Here is a 19375-nt window from a genome sequence, read left to right as displayed (position 1 = left end):
CAGTTCATATATGGTGACTTGCACTATGGATGACCCCCCTTCCCACATGTCCAGGCCCCTCACTCAACAAACCGGTACGCCGGTCAACGTGAGAGAGGGGCGCCCCAATGTATGAATGGATCATGATCGGCATCGGCCTGATCCTCACAGTAGGCACCGGATTGTTCGTTGCCTCCGAATTTGCGCTCGTCAATCTGGATCGGCACGACCTTGAATCCCGCGCCGAACGCGGGGAAAAGCGCCTCGGCCCCACGATCAAGGCCCTGAAGATCACCTCGACGCACCTGTCCAGTGCGCAACTTGGCATCACTCTGACCACCTTGCTCACCGGCTACACCTTCGAGCCTGCCATCAGTTCCCTGTTGCGCGAACCGCTGATTTCTCTTGGCCTCAGTGAGACGCTGGTGCCTGGAGTTGGCACCGTGATCGGCATCTTTATCGCCACGGTCTTCTCCATGATCATTGGCGAGCTGGTCCCCAAGAACTTTGCTCTTGCGCTGCCCCTGGCCACCGCCAAAGTCGTCATCCCCTTCCAGGCACTTTTTACTGCCGTCTTCAAGCCAGTGATATTGCTGTTCAACAACACAGCCAACAAGATCATCCGCTCCCTCGGAATCGAACCCAAGGAGGAGCTCTCCGGTGCCCGCAGCGCAGAAGAGCTCAGCTCGCTGGTCAGGCGCTCGGCACTGGAAGGCATGCTTGATTTGAACCATGCCGTGCTGCTGCACAGAACCCTTCGCTTCGCCGACCACAGCGCCGTGGATGTCATGACCCCCCGGGTCCGCATGGCCTCCGTCAACTCCACTGACAGTGCAGAAGAGATTGTCAAGATTGCCACCGTCACCGGATACTCGCGCTTTCCCGTGATTGGCCGGGATAGTGACCACGTCTTGGGCGTGCTGCACGTCAAGCAAGCGTTTGCGGTCCCCCTGCACCAACGTCAGCAGGTTCTTGCTGCGTCCCTGATGGTTGAGCCACTGATGATTCCGGAATCCATGGGCGTCGCCCCACTATTGGGGCTCCTTCGCCAGCAGGGCCTGCAGGTCGCCATTGTCTCGGATGAACATGGTGGAACCGCCGGAATGCTCACCCTTGAGGATCTCGTGGAGGAAATTGTCGGCGAACTTGAAGATGAGCATGACCGGGCGCGCGTTGGAGTTGTCCGCACCGAGCGCTCCATGACCTTTGATGCCTCACTGCGCCCGGATGAGCTCTTCGACCGCACCGGAATCAAGGTCCCGGACGGTGAAGAATACGACACACTGGCAGGTTTCATCGCGGACCAGCTCGACAGAATCCCGGAACTCGGCGACGAAGTCGCACTTGAAGACGGAACCCTCAGGGTCGAACACGTCCTTGGCACCCATGTCGAACGGCTAAAGTTCACGGCCTCGGATGCAGCAGAACCAGCCAAGAGCCGCCACGAGCAGATAATTGACGGCCTGACCCAGGAGCCAAACCATGAGTGAATATCTCCCCGGAATCATCTGGCTCTTCGTTCTGTTGATCGTCAACGCCTTCTTTGTGGGAGCCGAGTTTGCTGTCATTTCGGCCCGCCGTTCACAGATCGAGCCGAAGGCCGAGGCCGGCTCCAAGGCAGCCAAAACCACCTTGTGGGCCATGGAGCACGCCACCTTGATGCTGGCGACCAGCCAGCTGGGGATCACCGTTTGCTCCCTGGTGATCCTCAACGTGTCAGAACCGGCAATCCATCACCTTCTGGAAATCCCGCTGGGCCTGACCTCCCTCTCAGCAGAAGCAATTGGCATTATTGCCTTCATTTTTGCGCTGCTGGTGGTGACGTTCCTGCATGTGGTCATTGGTGAGATGGTCCCCAAGAACATCTCTTTCTCCGTCCCCACGCGGGCAGCGCTGATCCTGGCGCCGCCGCTGGTCATGGTGGCCCGTATCGTCAAGCCGGTCATATGGACCTTGAACGGCATTGCCAATGGCGTTCTTCGCCTCTTCAAGGTGGAGCCGAAGGACGAGGCCACCAGCGCCTACACTTTGGACGAAGTGGCCAACATTGTGGAATTGTCCACCCGTGACGGAGTTCTGGCAGATGCCAGCGGCACCTTGACCAAGGCCTTTGAGTTCACGTCGAAGACAGTTGCCGACGTCGAAGTCCCCCTCAGCGAAATGGTCCTGCTTCCGCAGGATTCCTCACCGGCTGATATTCAGCGTGCCGTCGCAGATCATGGCTATTCGCGCTACATCCTGACCAACCAGGACAACGAGCCGACCGGCTACCTTCACTTGAAGGACGTCATGGACCTGACCCAGGACCAACAGTTTCGTGAACCCGTTCCGGTCAAGCGAATCCGTAAGCTGGCTGCCGCATTCAGAGGCAGTGAACTTGAAGATGCGCTGGCTGCCATGCGCCGCACGGGCGCCCACGTGGCCCGCGTTTTGGATGATCAGGGGACGGCCACCGGGGTGCTCTTTTTGGAAGACATCATCGAAGAGCTCGTCGGCGAGGTGCAGGACAGCACAAGCGCATCTTAGTGGCCACCTGAAACAGTCCAAGCCAGCATGACCACATACATACGGGTGCGCTTCATCAGGAAGTGCACCCGTTCTGCAATGTGGCGGCCCGGTCAGACGGCGCTTAGCTGCCGCGACGAACAGAAAGGGCAGCTGTTTTAGTCATCCTCGATTGTCAAAATCGAGGCCACGCACCACTCCTGCACCCGGCCGCAAGGTCCTGAGGCCGGACACGGTCTTGCCTCAATGGGGGCCACTACCCTTCGGGCTCTTCGTAGCTGAACAGTTCCTCAATGCTGACACTGAACACCCGGGCCAGACGAAATGCCAACGGGAGGCTGGGATTGTACTTTTCACGCTCAAGAGCAATCACCGTCTGTCGGGATACGCCAAGCATTGACGCGAGATGCTCCTGCGACCAGCCGGCTGCCTTGCGGGAATCGGCTATTTGGTTCTTCAAGACTGCGCTTCCGCAAAAAAGTTGCGCTTGGCCCGGTGGTAGCGGAACCAGAAGGCCGTGATGGCCAAAATGATGGCGACCAGCATAGCTAGTGAGGCGAAAGCTGAATCTGCAAAGATCGCCACCACTGCAAGGGTGGCCACGAGGATCACCAGCGTGTCGATATAGGCGACAGACTGGGCCTGAGTCGACATTTCCTTCTCAAAACTGCCTTCGGCCTGTTCCAATGTCCGCGCCTGATGGCGCTTCTTGAAGAACATGACAGTCATGCCTGTCGCAAAAACAACGAAGGATGAGAGGATGCGCGGCAGCACGTCATGGGGCGGTCCGGCGGCGACTGCCCAGGCCGTCAGGATGGCCAGCACCGCAAGTGCGATGACGACGACACTGATGAATTGTTTCTTCATGCCCCAGCTCCGATACTTCGACGATATATGTAAAGCAACCTTGACATTTCACACACGGTGATGTCAAGGTTGCTTTACTATTTTGGTGACGGGCTGCAGTGACTACAATTCCCGCTCCGCATAAACGCCCAGTGCATCCCGGACAAACGCAGCTCCGTCCGGGCCGCCGTAGTTAGCGGCAAAGCGCTCGTCCGCAACATACATTTCGGCCAGGCCCAGTACGTATCCGCGCACGCCTCCGCCGGGTGCGGCGGCCGGAGTCCCTGGCATCGAAGTAAGCCATCCAACGTGGCGCCGCGCCAGCTCCTGCGCGGCGGGCGAGGAAGGTTTGTCCCCGCCGGACGACAGGGCAATCCAGTCGTTGTTCAGTGCGGCAACGCTGGCCCTCCAGTCCGCTTGTCCGACGGGCCCAAGGTTGCGCCACCACGCGTCACTCTGCGCATACGCCTCCTTGCCCCAGCGCTGCTCCACCTCTTCTTTGTGCTGAGTCTGGTCAAATCCGTCCAACATGTCCTTTGCCATGATTTCCTCTCCCGCAGCCTCTGCTGCAATGGTCTTTTCAACCGACGCGATGAGCCGCGACAGCCTTTCCTGTTCGCCCCGCAGCCACGCAACATGGGTGCGCAGCGCCGACGTCGCCGAGTCCTCCTGCGTCAAAACTGACGCAATGGCCGGCAGCCCCAGCCCCAGTTCACGCAGCAGCAGGATCCGCTGCAGCCGCACCAAGGCAGTTTGGTTGTAGTGCCTGTAGCCGTTGCTCGCAATGCGGCTCGGCGCCAGCAGCCCAATGGTGTCGTAGTGCCGCAGTGTCCGGCTGGTGGTTCCTGCCAAGGCTGCGATTTGCTGGATTGACCAGTCCGCGGGGGCTTCTTCGATGCTCATGCATGCAACTCTAAAGGTTGACGCAAAGTCAATGTCAACGTGTGTTCCGGTCACAGGAGATTGCCGAGCCAATGGCTGCACAGGAACGGCAGGTTCTTCCCTTGTGGCGCAAACCAGCAAGACATGCGTGCCGTTGGCTGACATCTGCGAGAGTATGGGGAATGTCAGCAATTTCGGGAGACCGGGTAGTTCTGCACAGCACGACGGAGTGTGGTTTGGCCGATTCTTCAATATTGAAAATCTTGAGGAGCAATCATGAAGGCAGCACGTTACTACGATCGCAATGACATCCGCATCGAGGACATTGCCGAGCCGGAGCTGAAGCCGGGAACCGTGGCCATAGACGTTGCCTGGTGCGGGATTTGCGGCACTGACCTGCATGAGTTCTTGGAGGGCCCGATCTTCATTCCGCCAGCGGGCCACCCGCACCCGATCTCCGGAGAGTCGGCTCCCGTCACGATGGGCCATGAATTCTCCGGAACCATCACGGCGCTGGGCGAGGGTGTCACTGATCTGACGGTCGGCGAGAATGTGGTGGTGGAGCCCTACATCATCGGCGAAGATGTCGACACCAGTGCAGGTGCGCCCTACCAGCTGTCCAAGGACATGAACTTCATCGGATTGGGTGGCCGTGGTGGCGGACTGTCCGAGAAGATCGTAGTGGAGCGCCGCTGGGTCCACCCTATTGGTGACATTCCGTTGGACGAGGCCGCGCTGATTGAACCGCTCTCCGTGGCGCATCACGCCTATGTGCGTTCTGGTGCCAAGGCCGGCCAAGTTGCCATTGTTGGCGGGGCAGGGCCCATCGGACTGCTGACCGCGGCCGTGCTGAAGGCCAAAGGATTAACGGTCTACGTCTCCGAACTTTCCGAGGCACGCAAGGCGAAGGCGCTGGAAACCGGTGTTGCAGATGCGGTGTTTGACCCCCGTGACGGCGATGTTGCCAGTCGGGTCCGCGAGCTGACAAATGGCAAGGGTGCGGACCTCGGCTTCGAATGCTCATCTGTGCCCGTCGTGCTGGACATGCTGCTGGATGCTGTCCGCCCTGGCGCGGTGATCGTCAATGTTTCCATCTGGGGCCACAAGCCTGCCGTGGACATGCCGAAGCTGGTGCTGAAGGAGGTGGACCTGCGCGGCACCATTGGGTACGCCAATGACCACCCTGACACCATTGCGCTGGTGCAAAGCGGCAAGGTGGAGCTTGCGCGGTTCATCACCGGGCGGATCGGCCTGGACAGCCTGGTCTCCGAAGGGTTTGAACAGTTGATCAACAACAATGAAGAGCACGTCAAAATCATCGTGAATCCGCGAGGTTAGGCATCACGAGGCCCCGTCGAGAGGCACCCGGATGCCGGGCGCCAGGTGCCGGGCGCCTCTTCGTGTTTCGGACACCGGATGGTCCTGGTTTTCACTCACGGATAAGTCAGTGGGATAACATCCGCCAAAGTAAAGTTGAGCGTAGTAGACTCAACTTTAGGAGCAGTGAGCCACCACCCAACGAAAGGACCCCTCTTGGACGCCAAATTCACCACAAAGAGCCAGGAGGCTCTTTCCGCCGCCGCCATGAACGCCTCCACCGCCGGCAACCCCACGGTCGAGCCTGCCCACCTGCTCAAGGCGCTCATGGACCAGCGACAGGGCGTGGCCGTCGCCCTGCTGAAGGCCGCCGGGGTCGACCCGGATGAGGTCAGTGTCGGTGCCAGTGCGGCCATTCGCAACCTCCCGTCGTCGTCCGGCACCTCCGTGGCCCAGGCCCAGCTCAGCCGCAACACCCTGCTTGTGGTGCAGTCCGCGCAGCAGGCCGCCGAGCGCATGGGTGACAGCTACGTCTCCACCGAACACCTGCTCTTGGGCCTGGCGGACGACGCCGGAGCAACGGGAAGTGCCCTCCGCCAGGCCGGTGCCACCCGGGCCGCGCTCGACGCTGCGCTGCCGTCAGTGCGCGGGGACGGGAAGGTCACCACACCCGATCCCGAGAACACCTTCGAGGCCCTGGAAAAATTCGGCGTTGACATGACGGCCATTGCCCGCACCGGCAAGCTTGATCCGGTGATCGGCCGTGACTCAGAGATCCGCCGCGTCATCCAGGTGCTCAGCCGGCGCACCAAGAACAACCCGGTGCTCATCGGTGAACCCGGCGTGGGCAAGACCGCCGTCGTCGAGGGCCTGGCCCAGCGCATGGTGGCCGGTGACGTGCCCGAATCGCTGCGGGGCAAGACGCTCATCAGCCTGGACCTGTCCGCCATGGTGGCCGGGGCCAAGTACCGCGGGGAATTTGAGGAGCGCCTCAAGGCCGTGCTGGAGGAGATCAAGGCCTCGGACGGGCAGATCGTCACGTTCATTGATGAGATTCACACGGTGGTGGGAGCCGGTGCATCCGAAGGCTCCATGGATGCCGGCAATATGCTCAAGCCCATGCTGGCCCGCGGCGAACTGCGCCTCATCGGGGCCACCACGCTGGATGAATACCGCGAAAACATTGAAAAGGACGCCGCCCTTGAGCGGCGTTTCCAGCAGGTGTTTGTGGGCGAGCCCAGCGTGGATGACACGATCGGGATCCTGCGCGGGCTGAAGGAACGCTACGAGGCGCACCACAAGGTCGCCATTGCGGACTCCGCACTGGTTGCCGCTGCCACACTGTCCAACCGCTACATCAGCGGCCGGCAGCTGCCGGACAAGGCCATTGACCTGATGGATGAGGCCGCATCGCGCCTGCGCATGGAGATTGACTCCGCGCCGGAGGAGATCGACCAGCTGCGCCGCGCCGTCGACCGCCTGACCATGGAGGAGCTGGCGCTTAGCGGCGAAACCGACCCGGCGTCAATTGAGCGTCTGGAAGCCCTGCGCGCCGACATGGCCGACAAAAAAGAGGAGCTCTCCGGGCTGAACGCGCGGTGGGAGGCCGAGAAGGCCGGGCTGAACCGTCTGGGTGATTTGAAGGCGAAGCTCGATGAGCTGCGTTCCATTGCGGACAAGGCCCAGCGCGACGGCGACCTTGAGCAGGCCTCACGGATCCTGTACGGGGAAATCCCTGCGCTGCAGCATGAGCTGGAGGCTGCCGCCGCCGAAGAGGAATCGATCGACAAGCCCGAGCTGATGGTGGCCGAGGAAGTTACAGCCGACGACATTGCCGAGGTCATCTCCGCCTGGACGGGCATCCCTGCCGGCCGCATGCTGCAGGGTGAAAGTCAGAAGCTGCTGCAGATGGAGCAGTTTTTGGGTTCACGGCTGATCGGCCAGGCGGCCGCCGTCACAGCGGTGTCCGACGCCGTCCGCCGCGCCCGGGCCGGCATCAGCGACCCGGACCGTCCCACGGGATCGTTCCTGTTCCTGGGGCCGACAGGTGTGGGCAAGACGGAGCTGGCCAAGGCGCTTGCCGACTTCCTCTTTGACGACGAACGCGCCATGATCCGCATCGACATGAGCGAGTACTCCGAGAAGCATTCGGTTTCACGCCTTGTTGGTGCCCCTCCGGGCTATGTGGGTTACGACGAGGGCGGGCAGCTCACTGAAGCCGTCCGCCGTCGGCCATATTCGGTGGTGTTGTTGGATGAGGTGGAGAAGGCCCACCCGGAAGTCTTCGACATCCTTTTGCAGGTGTTCGACGACGGCCGGCTCACCGACGGGCAGGGCCGCACCGTGGACTTCCGCAATGTCATCATCGTGCTGACCAGCAACCTGGGCTCCCAGTTCCTGGTGGACCAGACATTGTCCGACGACGAGAAGCACAAGGCCGTCATGGCCATCGTGGAGGCCTCGTTCAAGCCGGAGTTCCTGAACCGCCTTGACGAGATCGTCATGTTTGACGCGCTGAATGTGGAAGAGCTTTCGCGCATTGTCGACCTGCAGGTGCAGTCGCTGGGTGCCCGACTGTACGAGCGGCGCCTGAGTCTTGAAGTGACCGACGCTGCGAAGGCGTGGCTGGCGCTGACCGGCTACGACCCGGCCTATGGGGCCCGGCCGCTTCGACGGCTGGTGCAGCGCCAGATCGGGGACCGGCTGGCCAAGGAAATCCTGGCCGGTGCCATCACCGACGGCGACACCGTCCTGGTGGACACGTCCGCTGACTTTGATGAGCTCGACATGGACTCCGCAGCCGGTGCCGGGCTGACCGTCACGCGGAAGTAGCCTACAGGCCCCTAAAATGACGGCGACCCGTGAGATAGGGTGACTTGGAATTCTCAAGTCGCCCTATCTCACGGGTCGCTTTGTTGTCTGGCTGGATTACTTGGTAAGTGAGATTTTCAAGTTGTTGCCGTCACGGGTGTCATGGACCATGCAGTCGACGCGGCGGTCGTCCTTGTCATTCCACGTGGATTCCGACGGGTAGGCCTTGGTCTGCTTCAGGGTATCGATTTTTGATGCCTCGGACGTCAGCTCAACGCCCTCGCAAACTTCAGCGGCCTTGGCCTTGAGTGCCTCCGCGCCCGGGAAATCGTCGGAGCCCGAGTACATGTAAGTGCCCGCCAGCTGTGCGTTGTGCGGGCTGCTGCACAGCACTACGTCAGCCGGTGTGGACGCATCCTTGAAATCACGCAGGCAGTCGCCTTCGAGCCATTCCAAGGGGGACAGCGCAGGCAGGATCAAGCCGGCGTCGGGGTCCACGGACTCATCGCTGGGTGTTGCCTTGCTGGTGGGGGTGGCACCCTTCGTGGCGTTGGTGCTCGGCTCCGCCTTCGGGCTGTGCTGCTCCTGGGACTGCGTCGCGGGGGCAGTGGTGGGGCTGGCGCTGTTGATGTTCCCCATGATGAAACCAATGAGCAGCCACACGAAGAAAATAATCAGGGCCAAACCAAGCACAGCAACGCCGAGGATGATGAAGAGTTTCTTCTTGCCGTTGCCGTTGCCCGACAGACCTCCGGGACCGCCGGGGCCCTGCGGCCCCTGTGGGCCGCCCGGGAAACCTGGTCCCTGCGGACCCTGGGGACCTCCCTGGAATCCGCCGGGGCCTTGGGGCCCGCCCGGGAAACCTGGTCCCTGTGGGCCGCCAGGATATCCGGGGTTTTGGGGTCCCCGCGGGGCTGGGGGAACGCCTGCTGCGCTGGAGTACTGTGTGCCGCCCTGAGGAGGAGTTCCCTGCTGTTGTGCAGCAGCACCGTACGGTGGCTGTGCACCTGACGCATTCTGCTGGCCAAATGGGGAAGGGGCTCCGTATGGCGGCTGGCTGGCGGGCTGGCCGAACGGGGTCGGTGCGCCGTAAGGCGGCTGGTTCTGCTGCTGTCCGTAGGGAAGTGTCGCTCCAGAGGGATCTATTGCAGCGTTGGGGTCCCCATTTGGTGCGGGGAGGTCGTGACCGGCAGCGCTATCCGTGGGCTCCGCCTGAGGCGAGCCGGAGGTGTTGGGGTCCTGGGTGCCGGCGAGGGCAGCGGCGGCGGCGGCATCCTCTTCGCCACGCGCCATCTGGGCTGGGGACTGCCATGCGCCGGCTTTGGGCTTCCAAGGAGTGGCCGACTGTGTCCATTGCGTCTCCGGGCGGCGCCAGCCATGGTCGTCGGCTATGCCGGGGCCAAAGTGCGGCGCTGCTTCACCAGGTGAGGATTCTGGTGCTGCGTCAGCTGGGGCCGAAGCCGCAGGCGTGGCCGTTGCGGCTTCGCCGTTGTCCGGATCCTGTGCCGGAACCTCGGGCTGGTGGCTAATGTCCGGAGTTGGCTGCTCGCCCTGCCCTGGCGCTTCGAACGTGGGGGCCGGCGGGGCAGGCGGCATGGCCGGGATCTGCGTTAGCGGTGCGACCGGCTCCGCGGGTGTGGAACCAGCATGCTCGCCATGCTTGGCAGGTGCTGGATCCTTGGCAGGTGCGGGATCCGCAGATACGGCAGGCACCTCGGGTGCGGAATCTGCAGACACGGCGGGCTCAGCAGGCTCGCCAGACACGGCGGGCTCGGCTGGTGTGGAACCAGCAGGCTCCGCAGGCACAGCAGACTCGGCCGACGCCTGTTGGGTCCAGGGATTGTTGGCGACAGGCGGCTTGGAGAAGTCGGTGCGCAGGACAGTGGTGGCGGTGTCCCAGTCGATAGGCGCTTCGGGGGTGTCGAACGTTGGCGCGGGAAGGTCATTGCCGAGGGGCGAGGAGACATTCCGGGCAACCAGTTCCGCTTTGTGCTCCACCCGGGCGGCTTCGGCAGCAGCAGCTTGAAGGTCAACGCTTTCAGCGACCTCCTCGCTGATTTCCGCAGCACCCAGCTGGGGTTCGGCAAATTCGTAGTCTGAACCCGACAGCACAGGCTCCGGATTGATCGGTGGCTGCTCCGGTGTCTCCGAGGCTGTCGCTGCATCCTCGGCTGCCGGCGTCTGCTCTGCGAGTTCGGGCTGCTGCTTCGGGTGCTCCGCGGGCTCCGGCGGAGGGCTTTGCTGCGCGCCCTGATCGTTGGCGTTGCTGCTCTCGTTCATGGGGACTGACCTTCCGTGCTGCGCTTTGCTTTGCGCAGGAAATTGTGCGGCTGGTGAGGGGGAAGTGTTTGCGGACACTTCGCGGATGCCTTGGCACGCCGCCCCTCGAGGAATAAACGCCCTGCTTATACGTGACTCTACCGAATAAAGTGTTCGAGGCGGTTCAAGCGGGACGTTCGGCTATGGGCAGAACGCCCCATGGTGGGATCCTGACGCGGCAGAACTAATGTAATCTAGGTATACGACAAATTGACCGAATATTCCGGAGCCTCGCTCTTAGCCCGAGCGACCACCTCCGGTCCAAGTGTAAAAAGGGGGTCACGCCATGGGGCGCGGCCGTCAAAAGGCGAAGGCAACCAAGCAGGCTCGGGACATTAAGTACTACTCCCCGAACACTGATTACTCTGCTCTGCAAAAAGAGCTCGGTGCGACTACTCGGCGAGCCCCGAGCCAGCACAGTGAGATCCCTGCAGAGCCCGATTATTCGGCATACGAGGACAAGTATGCGGATCAGTTAGAGGACGACGACGACGTGGACTCCCGCCGCATTGGCTAGGGACACTTAGGCACCAAACGCAACAGACCCTGCACGACGCACAGCGAAACAGCTGAGGCGACGTGCGGGGATTTTGTTGTTCCCTGATTGCGCCCCAATGCTCCCGACAGATTCCTGCAAAAGGGATGGCGATTGCGTAAAGGGCCGGTGGTCTAACGCCCGCCCATTGCGCGAACGCCGTCCCTTTTTGTTTCCCTGGTTAACACACGACGGCGGCCCCCGCCAATTGGTGGGGGCCGCCGTCGTGCGTTGCGAAAGTAAGGCTAGGAGGCGAAGTTCCCAACCAGGCGGACAGCGCCGCCGTCAACACCCTTGGCTCCCTGGGTGTAGTCAGGACCGGTCTTGTCCGAATCGGAGGACTCGGCCGTCACCGTTCCCATGACCCAGGACGGCAGGCCGCGGGAGTTCAAGCGCTCAACGGCGGCGTCCGCGGCGTCGGCGGAAACCACCGCCACCATGCCCACACCAAGGTTCAGCGTTCGCTCCAGGTCGGCCAACGGCACATTGCCCAACTGGGAAACCAGGTTGAAGATGGCCGGCAGGCTCCATGTGGAGCGGTCAACCGTGCCAATCAAGCCCTGCGGCAGCACGCGTGCAAGGTTGGCAGCCAAACCGCCGCCGGTAATGTGGCTGAAACCGTGTACGGCCTTCTCCTGCGTAACAGGAAGGTAGCGGGTCAGGTCCAGACAGTCGGCAGCGTACACGCGGGTGGGCTCCAGGAGCTCCTCGCCCAGGGTGCGGCCCAATTCGGAAACCTGGCGGTCCAAAGCCCAACCGGCGTGGTTGATGACGCGGCGGACCAGCGAGTAGCCGTTGGAGTGCAGGCCCGAGGAGGCCATGCCGATGATGACATCGCCCTCGCGCACTCGTTCCGGACCCAGCAACAAGTCAGCCTCGACGACACCCGTGCAAGCACCTGCGACGTCGTACTCATCAGGAGCCAGAAGCCCCGGATGCTCAGCGGTTTCGCCACCCACCAGGGCGGTTCCGGCAACCTTGCATGCACTGGCGATGCCACGGACAATGTCGGCCACGCGCTGCGGGACAACCTTGCCGGTGGCGATGTAGTCAGTCATGAACAGCGGCTCGGCGCCAACCACCACAATGTCATCGACAACCATGCCCACCAGGTCGAATCCGATGGTGTCGTGGATGTCCATGGCCTGGGCGATGGCGACCTTGGTGCCCACGCCGTCAGTGGACGTCGCCAGAAGAGGCCTCTTGTACGTGAGCAGCTTGGAGACGTCGTACAGGCCGGCGAATCCGCCGAATCCGCCCACAACGGACGGACCGTGCGTGGCCTTGACGGCTTCCTTCATCAGTTCCACGGCGAGGTCGCCCGCTTCGGTGTCGACACCTGCACTTGCGTAGGTGATTGCCGCGGCGGCCGAATCATGGGAGGCGTTGGTCATGGCGTCTCTTTTCTGCGAAGGCTTAAGAACCGTTGGAGGCGGTGCGGTCTTGCTCGGTCAGGACAGATTCCAGTTCCGAATCAGGGCCCGGATCGCAACCGGTGGAGGGGGTGGCGTTGCCGGCAGTGGTGCGTTCAAGCAGGTTCTTGCCCAAACGGTCGCTGCTGGGAAGTTCAATCGGGTAGGTGCCCGTGAAGCAGGCAGTGCACAGGCGTTCGCGCGGCTGCAAGGTGGCCTCGATCATGCCGTCCTCGGAAATGTACTCCAGGGAATCGGCGCCAATGGACTTGGCGATCTCACCAACGGCAGCACCGTTGGCGATAAGTTCTGCCCGTGAGGCGAAGTCGATGCCGTAGAAGCATGGCCAGCGAACCGGCGGTGAAGAGATCTTCACGTGAACTTCCTTGGCGCCTGCTTCCTTGAGCATGCGCACCACGGCACGCTGGGTGTTGCCGCGGACGATTGAATCATCCACCACCACGATGCGCTTGCCGCGGATCACTGATTCCAACGCGCTGAGCTTGAGCTTGATGCCAAGCTTGCGCAAGGTGTCGCTGGGTTGGATGAAGGTGCGCCCAACATAGGCGTTTTTGACGAAGCCGTGGGCAAAGGGGATGCCCGACTGTTCGGCGTAGCCAATGGCTGCAGGGGTGCCGGATTCAGGAACCGGAATGACAAGGTCGGCGTCGGCGTGGTTTTCGCGGGCCAGTTGGCGTCCCATTTCGACACGGGACTCGTACACCGAACGGCCGGCAATGGTTGCATCCGGACGGGCCAGGTAAACGTACTCGAAGACGCAGCCGGCAGGGGTGGCCGGGGCAAAGCGTTGGGTGCGCACGCCGTCTTCATCGATGGCGATGAATTCGCCGGGCTCAATTTCGCGGATCAAGCTGGCGCCGATGGTGTTCAGGGCGGCGCCTTCGGAGGCCACAACCCAGCCGTTTTCAAGGCGGCCCAGTACCAGCGGGCGGACGCCGTGCGGGTCACGGGCGGCGTACAGGGTGTGCTCGTCCATGAACACAAAGCTGAACGCGCCATGGATCTTGGGCAGCAGCTCCATGGCTGTTTCTTCCAGCGAGCTGCCTGCCTCGCCGCGCAGCAAGGTGGTGACAAGGGCCGTGTCGGTGGTGTTGCCCTGGGCCATCTCCCCTGACGTGGGGGCGCCGTATTTGGCAATGACCATTTCGTGCAGTTCAGCAGAGTTGGTCAGGTTGCCGTTGTGCGCCAGTGCAACAGTGCCGGCGTCGGTTGCGCCCAGGGTGGGCTGGGCGTTGGCCCAGTTGGCGGAACCGGTGGTGGAATACCGGCAATGGCCAACAGCCATGTGTCCGGTCAGCGTGTTCAGTGTGGGTTCGTCAAAGACCTGGGATACGAGCCCCATGTCCTTGTACACACTGATCCGCTTGCCATCGCTTGTTGCGATGCCAGCCGATTCCTGTCCACGGTGCTGCAATGAATACAGTCCGTAATAGGTTAGTTTTGCAACCTCTTCACCGGGTGCCCAGATGCCCAGCACGCCACAAGCGTCCTGAGGTCCCTTTTCGCCGGGTAAAAGATCATGGGATAATTTTCCGTCTCCGCGTGCCACTTGAAAATTATCTCATGTAATGGGGGTGGCTGTGACCGGTGTGACGGGCCCGGTCCTCGTGATGACGGCTGGGGCTGTCAGGCGGTTTCCGCTTCGGCGTTGCTGTTGTCGTCCGGCAGCGACTCCACGATCAAGGTTTTTGCCCGGCGCCGGCCCTGCAGGTCCAGGGCAAGCGCGACGATGGCGCCCAGTCCTGCACCGGGCAGCACCATCAGCACGGCAAACAAGCCAAACACGCTGGAGGTTTCAAAGTCCTCGCTTGGCGGGAGCGCAAACGTAAAAATTGCCGCCGTCACAACACCCACCAGGGCGCCTGCGATCAGGAACGGGACATACTTCGGGGCGCGGCGCACCTTGAGTTTGCGGGGCTCTCCGGAAGTGGTTTCAGGCTGGGAAGTCATGCTTCTAGGGTACCCGTCCCGGCTGGGAGCAAAGCCGGGTACGGGGCCGGGCCCGGGGCGGTTCGCTAAAAGGGCAGTTCGGCCGACAGGTCCGCGCGCAATCCCGAGGCCGCCACAAGGCCGCGTTCGACGGCGTCACCCCAGCCGGTCCCGCCGGTCACCAGCGCCAGCCAGGTCCCGGCGTCGCACTCCACCACGTTGGGAGGTGTGCCGCGGGTGTGCCGGGGCCCGGCGATGCACTGGGTGACACCGAAGGGCGGCACACGCACCTCGACCGAGTTGCCCGGGGCGCGGGCGGCCAGCTCCTCCAGTGTGTAGCGGACAGCCATGGCGGTGACGGGACGGGAGGCCTCCCCGGTGCGCCATGCGGCCAGGGCGGCCCGGCCCTCGGCGATGTCGATGCGGCGTCGGGCAACCATGCGCGCTCCTCCTGAGTTACGTGTGGGTTGGTGGTGCTGGATGGCTGGCCGGCTTGGGCGGGACGGGCGTCAGTCCAGGAGGGCGATGACGGCTTGGCCCAGGCGCAGGCTCCCGGCCGGGGCGTTTCCACCCATGACTGGGGGCACCACCCTTGAGAGCACGTTGGCCGCGGTGGGAATGTCAATGGCGCCGGTGGCCGCCAGCAGCGTCAGGCCTACGAGTGTCGCGGCCCGGCCATTGCCGTCGAGGACCTTTACGGCAACGCTTGCGCCGGTGGGGGCCGCCATGGCCAGCACGCCCTCGGCGCCCATCTTGGCCAGGATGCCCAATTCGTCCATGACGACGGTGTTTGGCTTGCCGTGGCCCTCAACCGCCCAGGGGTAGTCGAGCATGGAGGTGGCAATGGTGGCCGCACGGGCGTTGGCGTTTTTGTCCGATGGTGCTTTAGCCAGGGTCGAGAAGGCGCGGGCCAGGCCGGTGAGCGTAACCGCCATGACCGGCGCCCCGCAGCCGTCAACGCCGGTGTGGAACACCGATTCACCGGTGTATTCCTCCAGCACGGTGCGCACGGCCCGCTGCATGGGGTGGTTGGGTTCCAAGTAGCCGGACAGGTCCCAGCCGTTTTCGACACAGGCCCACAAAAAGGCTGCGTGCTTGCCCGAGCAGCTCATGGCCAGCCTGGACTTGTCGCGCTCGGTGCGGACCAGCCAGGCACGCGCCGTGGCGTCGGAGGGCCAGGCCGCGGGGCAGCCCAGGTGGCTTTCGTTCAGGCCCGCGGCCTTGAGCATCCCAGACACGGCGTCCATGTGGTCAAGGGACCCGGTGTGGCTGCCGGCCGCGATGGCGACCTGGACGCCGCGCAACGGGACCCCTGCCTGCATGGCGGCAAGAGCCTGGAACGGCTTCGTGGCGGAGCGTGGATAGATGGCGGCGCCGGGATCGCCCAGTGCCGTGACAACCGAGCCGTCCCCGGCCACCACGACGGCGGACCCGACGTGTACCGACTCAACGAATCCGCTGCGTTCCAGGACGGCGAGCTCAACGGCGTCGTGCGCCCTGAAAGTATGGATCATGCTGCCATCTTATCGAGTGCAACAGCGCAAACTGTTACAACGCTGTGGCAAGGCCGGTGGATTCCTTGATGACCAGGGGAACGTCGCCGGCAGGCTTGTCGGTGTCGGCGGCCTTGGCGATGGCGTCGAGCTTGTCGGGCGCGACATAGATGGTCATGGTTCCACTGCGGCCGTCGGGGACGATCTTGTGGATCGCGGCACCCTGCCCGTCGGGGAGGTTCGCCTGCCATGCCGACACTGCCTGCAGTGCGGCTTCAAGTTGTGCGGCGTCAATGGTGACAAGTGTTGCGACGGCGCCGGCCTCGGCCACGATGGCCGCGGCCGCGTCAGTGGTGACAGCCACGTGCAGCTGGTTGTCCTCGATCCAGGAATCGGCGTACGCGTCGCCAAGCTTGGTGCGCAAGGAGTCGTTGAGCATCAGCAGCGCGCTGGCTTCGTCGGCGCTGGTGGATTGGGCGGACGGGGCTGTTTTGGGACCGTCCTGCGGGGCGCATGCACTCATGCCGAGGGTTCCTGTCATTGTGGCTGCAAGTACGACTGCTGCCATTTTCCTACTGGTCATTGTGCCTCCCGTGCTAGCTGAGATGGTGTGGCCTGTATAAAGCAGTGGGCCCCATTCGCATTGAACGGGACCCACTCCTTATGTTGTTACTGCACTCTTGTCAGAGTTTACTGCTTTCAGCTGTTAGTTCACTGAGTTGCGGCGGCGGAAGAGCAAGAATGCAATGCCACCAATCAAGAGCACGCCACCTGCTGCACCGAGCAGCATGACCGTGCTGGACGCGCCGGTGTTGGCCAGTTCGTCGTCAGACGGTGCCGGTGTTGCTACCGGTGACGGCTCGGTGGTGGGGGCCGGCTCCGTGGTGGGAGCAGGTGCCGGTGCCGTTGTGGGGGCCGGTGCGGGGGCAGCCAGCACCGTGAATGTGAACGTGCCTGCCGGTGACTCGATGCCGTTGACAGTCTGCACTGCGGTGACTTCGTATTCGCCGGTCGCCAGCTTGGCGCCCAATGAAACGCTCCACGTGCCGCCAACAACTACAGCGTCAAGCTTGACGCCATTGACGTCCACTGCCACAGTTGCGCCTTCAACGTTGGTGCCCGAGATTGTATCGGGACCCTGGTCGGAAGCGAACTCCTGGCCGTTGGTGGGTGAGGTGATGGCAGGAGCTGCCGGAACCACTGTGAACTTGTTTGTGGCCGTCTTAGAGTCGTTCCAGTCCGTCAGCGTCTGCTTGGCCGTGACGCTGTACGCGCCAACTTCCAGGCCGGGGGTCACCTTGAAGGACCAGATGCGGTCCTCGCCAACAACGACTGTGCCTTCAACGTCGCCTGTCAGCGTAACGGTTGCGCCGGCCTTGCCGGAACCCTTGATGACTGTGACGGGAGCGGCTTCAGTGCCGTCCTGTGCGGGTGAGGCGAACACAGGTGCGTCCAAGGTCTGCTTGATGACCTCGATGGAGCCCTTTGAGGTTGCAGAGGTGTTGAAGCCGCTCTTGGCCTGGGCGGTGACCTCGAAGGTGCCGAACTTGTTCGGTGCCTTCACCGTCCAGTTGCCGTCCGCGTCAACGGTGGTTGTGGTGGTCTTGCCGTCGATGGTGACGGTGACGGTGGTGCCGGCGGGTGCGCCTGCAACGGTGCCGGTGACATCGCTGGAACGGAACACCGGAGTGGTGGTGGTCACCTTGGGGGCGTTCAATGCGATCTTCACCGTGTAGCCGTCAGTGTGTGCCAACGCGTCGGTGAGGGAGACGCCGTAAACACGTCCTGAACCACCGGCGCTGATCATGCCAACTGCCGTCGTACCGGAAATGATGGCTCCACCGGAGTCACCCGGTGCGGAATCGAGGTTCGAAGAGGAGAAGCCGCGGACTGCGCGCACGTCGTTCGGGTCGGTTTCGATGTTGGTGCCGCCAACGAGGAAGATTGCTGTGGCTTCTTCGACAGTTCCACAGGTCCAGCCAGTGGTGCGGCCCGACTTGCAAATATTGGCGCCGGCGATGGCGTTAGAGACGCCTGTCACCTTCGGGCCCGAGGCCTTGGGGTCGGCGGGAGTGGTCCAGTCGGTGACCTTGGCCAGCTGGTTCAGATCGGGGTTGATGCCGTCAATGACAGCAACGTCGGTGCCGATGTTTCCCGGATTGGGGGAGTTCGGGTTTGTTACGGGGGAGTTGCCCTGACCGCCAAACTGCGAGAAGCCAAAGGTTCCCAGAGGTTCAGTGGGTTCGAAGCCGGGGCCGCCCACTGCTGCTTCGGTGGTTGAGTCAGTCAACTCGGTTGTGGTTGCGGCGCCGTCGGCGGCGCAGTGGCCGGCTGTGATGACGGCAGGCTCGCCAGCCTTGTTAAAGCCATTCCAGCCGATCGAGCAGGTGCCCGTGCCTTCGGGGACAGCGAACATGTAGCCCTGGCCGTTGGTGACGTCAGTGGCGAATGACTCTGCGGGGCCTTTGACGTTTTCACGGTCAATCGTGACATCGACGCCGACGGCGGCCTTGAACTCGTCGTCCGTCAGCTTGGGCTTGACGGGAACCGTGGCAACGGCAGGGCCCTTGGCGCTGGTGGTCGCGGGAGCGGCAGTGGCGGGGGCGGCACTAGCCGGCTCGCCCGTGCGGATCGTGAAGTTGCCCGCGGCGTCAACCGTGACCGCCTCAAGCTTCTGGACGCCATATTCCGCCACGTAGGCATCGAACAGAGATTCAACATCAGTCGCAGCCGGGAGCTGAACTTCTGCTGTAATCGAGACGGGTGCCAGTGCGGTCGAAGGTGCTGCCTGGGCTGCGCCGGCAGTCATGGTGCTGCCGATCAGAACCGCAGCTGCGGCGCAGGCCGCACCTCCGCGCTTAAAAAAGGCGCGTTTGGATGCTTGCATGTAGTTAATCCCCCTGAAGGATGAAAGGTGTTCCGTGATGGAATCGAGACGTCGAGCCTGATGTGGGCGGTAACGTGCCGTATCTGGTACGGGTGTAGAAATAAGTTATCCGACAGTAAAGCTATCAAGTGGAATAAGTTGTTGCAAGATTTATTTGAATCCTGCGTCACGTTTGGCACTGCAGCCCCTAAACCACACGGATGTCAGGACTCCCCATTGACGTTGTTCAACATTTATGCATCCCTTTTTCAATTCTTAGGTGAGCCGGGGACGCTGCGGAGCCAGGTGAGTTTCGAGCCCAGCCTATTTACGGAACGTGTCGCCCAGCATGCACCCAGATGGCATGCAGGTAAATCCAAGGTGAACACCTCCACCCGCAGCAGGCCGTCTCCTCCGCGAAGCTGCCAATCGCCGTCGTGCCTGGGGTAGGGATGTAGCG

At 62.6% G+C, this 19375-nt stretch carries 16 protein-coding genes; 5 read left to right on the top strand and 11 right to left on the bottom strand.

Annotated elements, in window-relative coordinates; translation table 11 throughout:
• Window positions 1-107: 107 nt before the first annotated feature.
• Both AC1L6K_RS01385 and AC1L6K_RS01380 read left to right on the top strand, forming a co-directional pair.
• Window positions 108-1469, top strand: coding sequence for a hemolysin family protein (locus AC1L6K_RS01385; RefSeq protein WP_480950964.1), 1362 nt, complete (start codon window positions 108-110; stop codon window positions 1467-1469).
• Window positions 1462-2505: a hemolysin family protein gene (locus AC1L6K_RS01380; protein WP_480950963.1), complete on the top strand. Its 1044-nt coding sequence runs from the start codon at window positions 1462-1464 to the stop codon at window positions 2503-2505. The genes AC1L6K_RS01385 and AC1L6K_RS01380 overlap by 8 nt, the downstream gene beginning before the upstream one ends.
• A gap of 235 nt (window positions 2506-2740) precedes the next feature.
• On the opposite strand, the gene AC1L6K_RS01375 is transcribed toward AC1L6K_RS01380, so the two are convergent.
• The 3 genes from AC1L6K_RS01375 to AC1L6K_RS01365 form a co-directional block, all read right to left on the bottom strand.
• Window positions 2741-2944: a helix-turn-helix transcriptional regulator gene (locus AC1L6K_RS01375; protein ID WP_480950962.1), complete on the bottom strand. Its 204-nt coding sequence runs from the start codon at window positions 2942-2944 to the stop codon at window positions 2741-2743.
• A complete protein-coding gene (locus AC1L6K_RS01370; protein ID WP_480950961.1) occupies window positions 2941-3351 on the bottom strand; it encodes a hypothetical protein in 411 nt (136 codons plus the stop codon). The genes AC1L6K_RS01375 and AC1L6K_RS01370 overlap by 4 nt, the downstream gene beginning before the upstream one ends.
• 102 nt (window positions 3352-3453) lie before the next feature.
• Window positions 3454-4233: a MerR family transcriptional regulator gene (locus AC1L6K_RS01365; RefSeq protein ID WP_480950960.1), complete on the bottom strand. Its 780-nt coding sequence runs from the start codon at window positions 4231-4233 to the stop codon at window positions 3454-3456.
• Window positions 4234-4488: 255 nt separating this feature from the next.
• Between AC1L6K_RS01365 and AC1L6K_RS01360 the strand changes: the two genes are divergently transcribed.
• Complete coding sequence (locus AC1L6K_RS01360) at window positions 4489-5550, top strand: 2,3-butanediol dehydrogenase (protein WP_480950959.1); 1062 nt, start codon at window positions 4489-4491, stop codon at window positions 5548-5550.
• A 195-nt stretch (window positions 5551-5745) separates the two neighbouring features.
• Window positions 5746-8361: an ATP-dependent chaperone ClpB gene (gene clpB / locus AC1L6K_RS01355; RefSeq protein ID WP_480950958.1), complete on the top strand. Its 2616-nt coding sequence runs from the start codon at window positions 5746-5748 to the stop codon at window positions 8359-8361.
• 96 nt (window positions 8362-8457) lie between these two features.
• Here clpB and AC1L6K_RS01350 read toward each other — a convergent pair whose 3' ends face one another.
• Window positions 8458-10620, bottom strand: coding sequence for a DNA polymerase III subunit gamma/tau domain-containing protein (locus AC1L6K_RS01350; protein WP_480950957.1), 2163 nt, complete (start codon window positions 10618-10620; stop codon window positions 8458-8460).
• 325 nt (window positions 10621-10945) lie between these two features.
• Between AC1L6K_RS01350 and AC1L6K_RS01345 the strand changes: the two genes are divergently transcribed.
• The gene (locus AC1L6K_RS01345; RefSeq protein WP_480950956.1) at window positions 10946-11176 is read left to right on the top strand and encodes a DUF3073 domain-containing protein; all 231 of its coding nucleotides are present in this window, start codon (window positions 10946-10948) and stop codon (window positions 11174-11176) included.
• A gap of 263 nt (window positions 11177-11439) precedes the next feature.
• Here the strand turns inward: AC1L6K_RS01345 and purM are convergent, their stop codons facing one another.
• The 7 genes from purM to AC1L6K_RS01310 all read right to left on the bottom strand — a co-directional run bounded on the left by purM (window position 11440) and on the right by AC1L6K_RS01310 (window position 18936).
• On the bottom strand, window positions 11440-12588 hold the full coding sequence (gene purM, locus AC1L6K_RS01340) for a phosphoribosylformylglycinamidine cyclo-ligase (protein ID WP_480950955.1): 1149 nt from the start codon (window positions 12586-12588) through the stop codon (window positions 11440-11442).
• A 22-nt stretch (window positions 12589-12610) separates the two neighbouring features.
• Window positions 12611-14176, bottom strand: a complete 1566-nt coding sequence (purF, locus tag AC1L6K_RS01335; RefSeq protein WP_480950954.1) for an amidophosphoribosyltransferase — start codon at window positions 14174-14176, stop codon at window positions 12611-12613.
• A gap of 77 nt (window positions 14177-14253) precedes the next feature.
• A complete protein-coding gene (locus AC1L6K_RS01330; RefSeq protein WP_480950953.1) occupies window positions 14254-14577 on the bottom strand; it encodes a hypothetical protein in 324 nt (107 codons plus the stop codon).
• Window positions 14578-14642: 65 nt separating this feature from the next.
• Window positions 14643-14996 carry a sterol carrier family protein gene (locus AC1L6K_RS01325; RefSeq protein ID WP_480950952.1) on the bottom strand — a complete coding sequence of 118 codons (354 nt, stop codon included), beginning with the start codon at window positions 14994-14996 and terminating at the stop codon, window positions 14643-14645.
• 69 nt (window positions 14997-15065) lie between these two features.
• Window positions 15066-16070 carry an asparaginase gene (locus tag AC1L6K_RS01320; RefSeq protein ID WP_480950951.1) on the bottom strand — a complete coding sequence of 335 codons (1005 nt, stop codon included), beginning with the start codon at window positions 16068-16070 and terminating at the stop codon, window positions 15066-15068.
• 34 nt (window positions 16071-16104) lie between these two features.
• On the bottom strand, window positions 16105-16617 hold the full coding sequence (locus AC1L6K_RS01315; protein ID WP_480950950.1) for a hypothetical protein: 513 nt from the start codon (window positions 16615-16617) through the stop codon (window positions 16105-16107).
• A gap of 138 nt (window positions 16618-16755) precedes the next feature.
• Window positions 16756-18936, bottom strand: coding sequence for an LPXTG cell wall anchor domain-containing protein (locus AC1L6K_RS01310; protein WP_480950949.1), 2181 nt, complete (start codon window positions 18934-18936; stop codon window positions 16756-16758).
• Between the last annotated feature and the right edge of the window lie 439 nt (window positions 18937-19375).

The sequence above is a fragment of the Specibacter sp. BI4 genome (assembly GCF_056680095.1).
Note: the sequence above shows the minus strand (reverse complement) of the source record. Positions and strands in the feature narration are given on the sequence as shown.

Bases quoted from the DNA above. Each gene is read 5' to 3' on its own strand.
- purM (WP_480950955.1), bottom strand. From the start codon at position 12,588: ATGACCAACGCCTCCCATGATTCGGCCGCCGCGGCAATCACCTACGCA.
- AC1L6K_RS01310 (WP_480950949.1), bottom strand. From the start codon at position 18,936: ATGCAAGCATCCAAACGCGCCTTTTTTAAGCGCGGAGGTGCGGCCTGC.
- AC1L6K_RS01365 (WP_480950960.1), bottom strand. From the start codon at position 4,233: ATGAGCATCGAAGAAGCCCCCGCGGACTGGTCAATCCAGCAAATCGCA.
- AC1L6K_RS01360 (WP_480950959.1), top strand. From the start codon at position 4,489: ATGAAGGCAGCACGTTACTACGATCGCAATGACATCCGCATCGAGGAC.
- AC1L6K_RS01350 (WP_480950957.1), bottom strand. From the start codon at position 10,620: ATGAACGAGAGCAGCAACGCCAACGATCAGGGCGCGCAGCAAAGCCCT.
- AC1L6K_RS01320 (WP_480950951.1), bottom strand. From the start codon at position 16,070: ATGATCCATACTTTCAGGGCGCACGACGCCGTTGAGCTCGCCGTCCTG.
- AC1L6K_RS01370 (WP_480950961.1), bottom strand. From the start codon at position 3,351: ATGAAGAAACAATTCATCAGTGTCGTCGTCATCGCACTTGCGGTGCTG.
- AC1L6K_RS01385 (WP_480950964.1), top strand. From the start codon at position 108: ATGTATGAATGGATCATGATCGGCATCGGCCTGATCCTCACAGTAGGC.
- AC1L6K_RS01345 (WP_480950956.1), top strand. From the start codon at position 10,946: ATGGGGCGCGGCCGTCAAAAGGCGAAGGCAACCAAGCAGGCTCGGGAC.
- AC1L6K_RS01380 (WP_480950963.1), top strand. From the start codon at position 1,462: ATGAGTGAATATCTCCCCGGAATCATCTGGCTCTTCGTTCTGTTGATC.
- AC1L6K_RS01330 (WP_480950953.1), bottom strand. From the start codon at position 14,577: ATGACTTCCCAGCCTGAAACCACTTCCGGAGAGCCCCGCAAACTCAAG.
- AC1L6K_RS01315 (WP_480950950.1), bottom strand. From the start codon at position 16,617: ATGGCAGCAGTCGTACTTGCAGCCACAATGACAGGAACCCTCGGCATG.
- AC1L6K_RS01325 (WP_480950952.1), bottom strand. From the start codon at position 14,996: ATGGTTGCCCGACGCCGCATCGACATCGCCGAGGGCCGGGCCGCCCTG.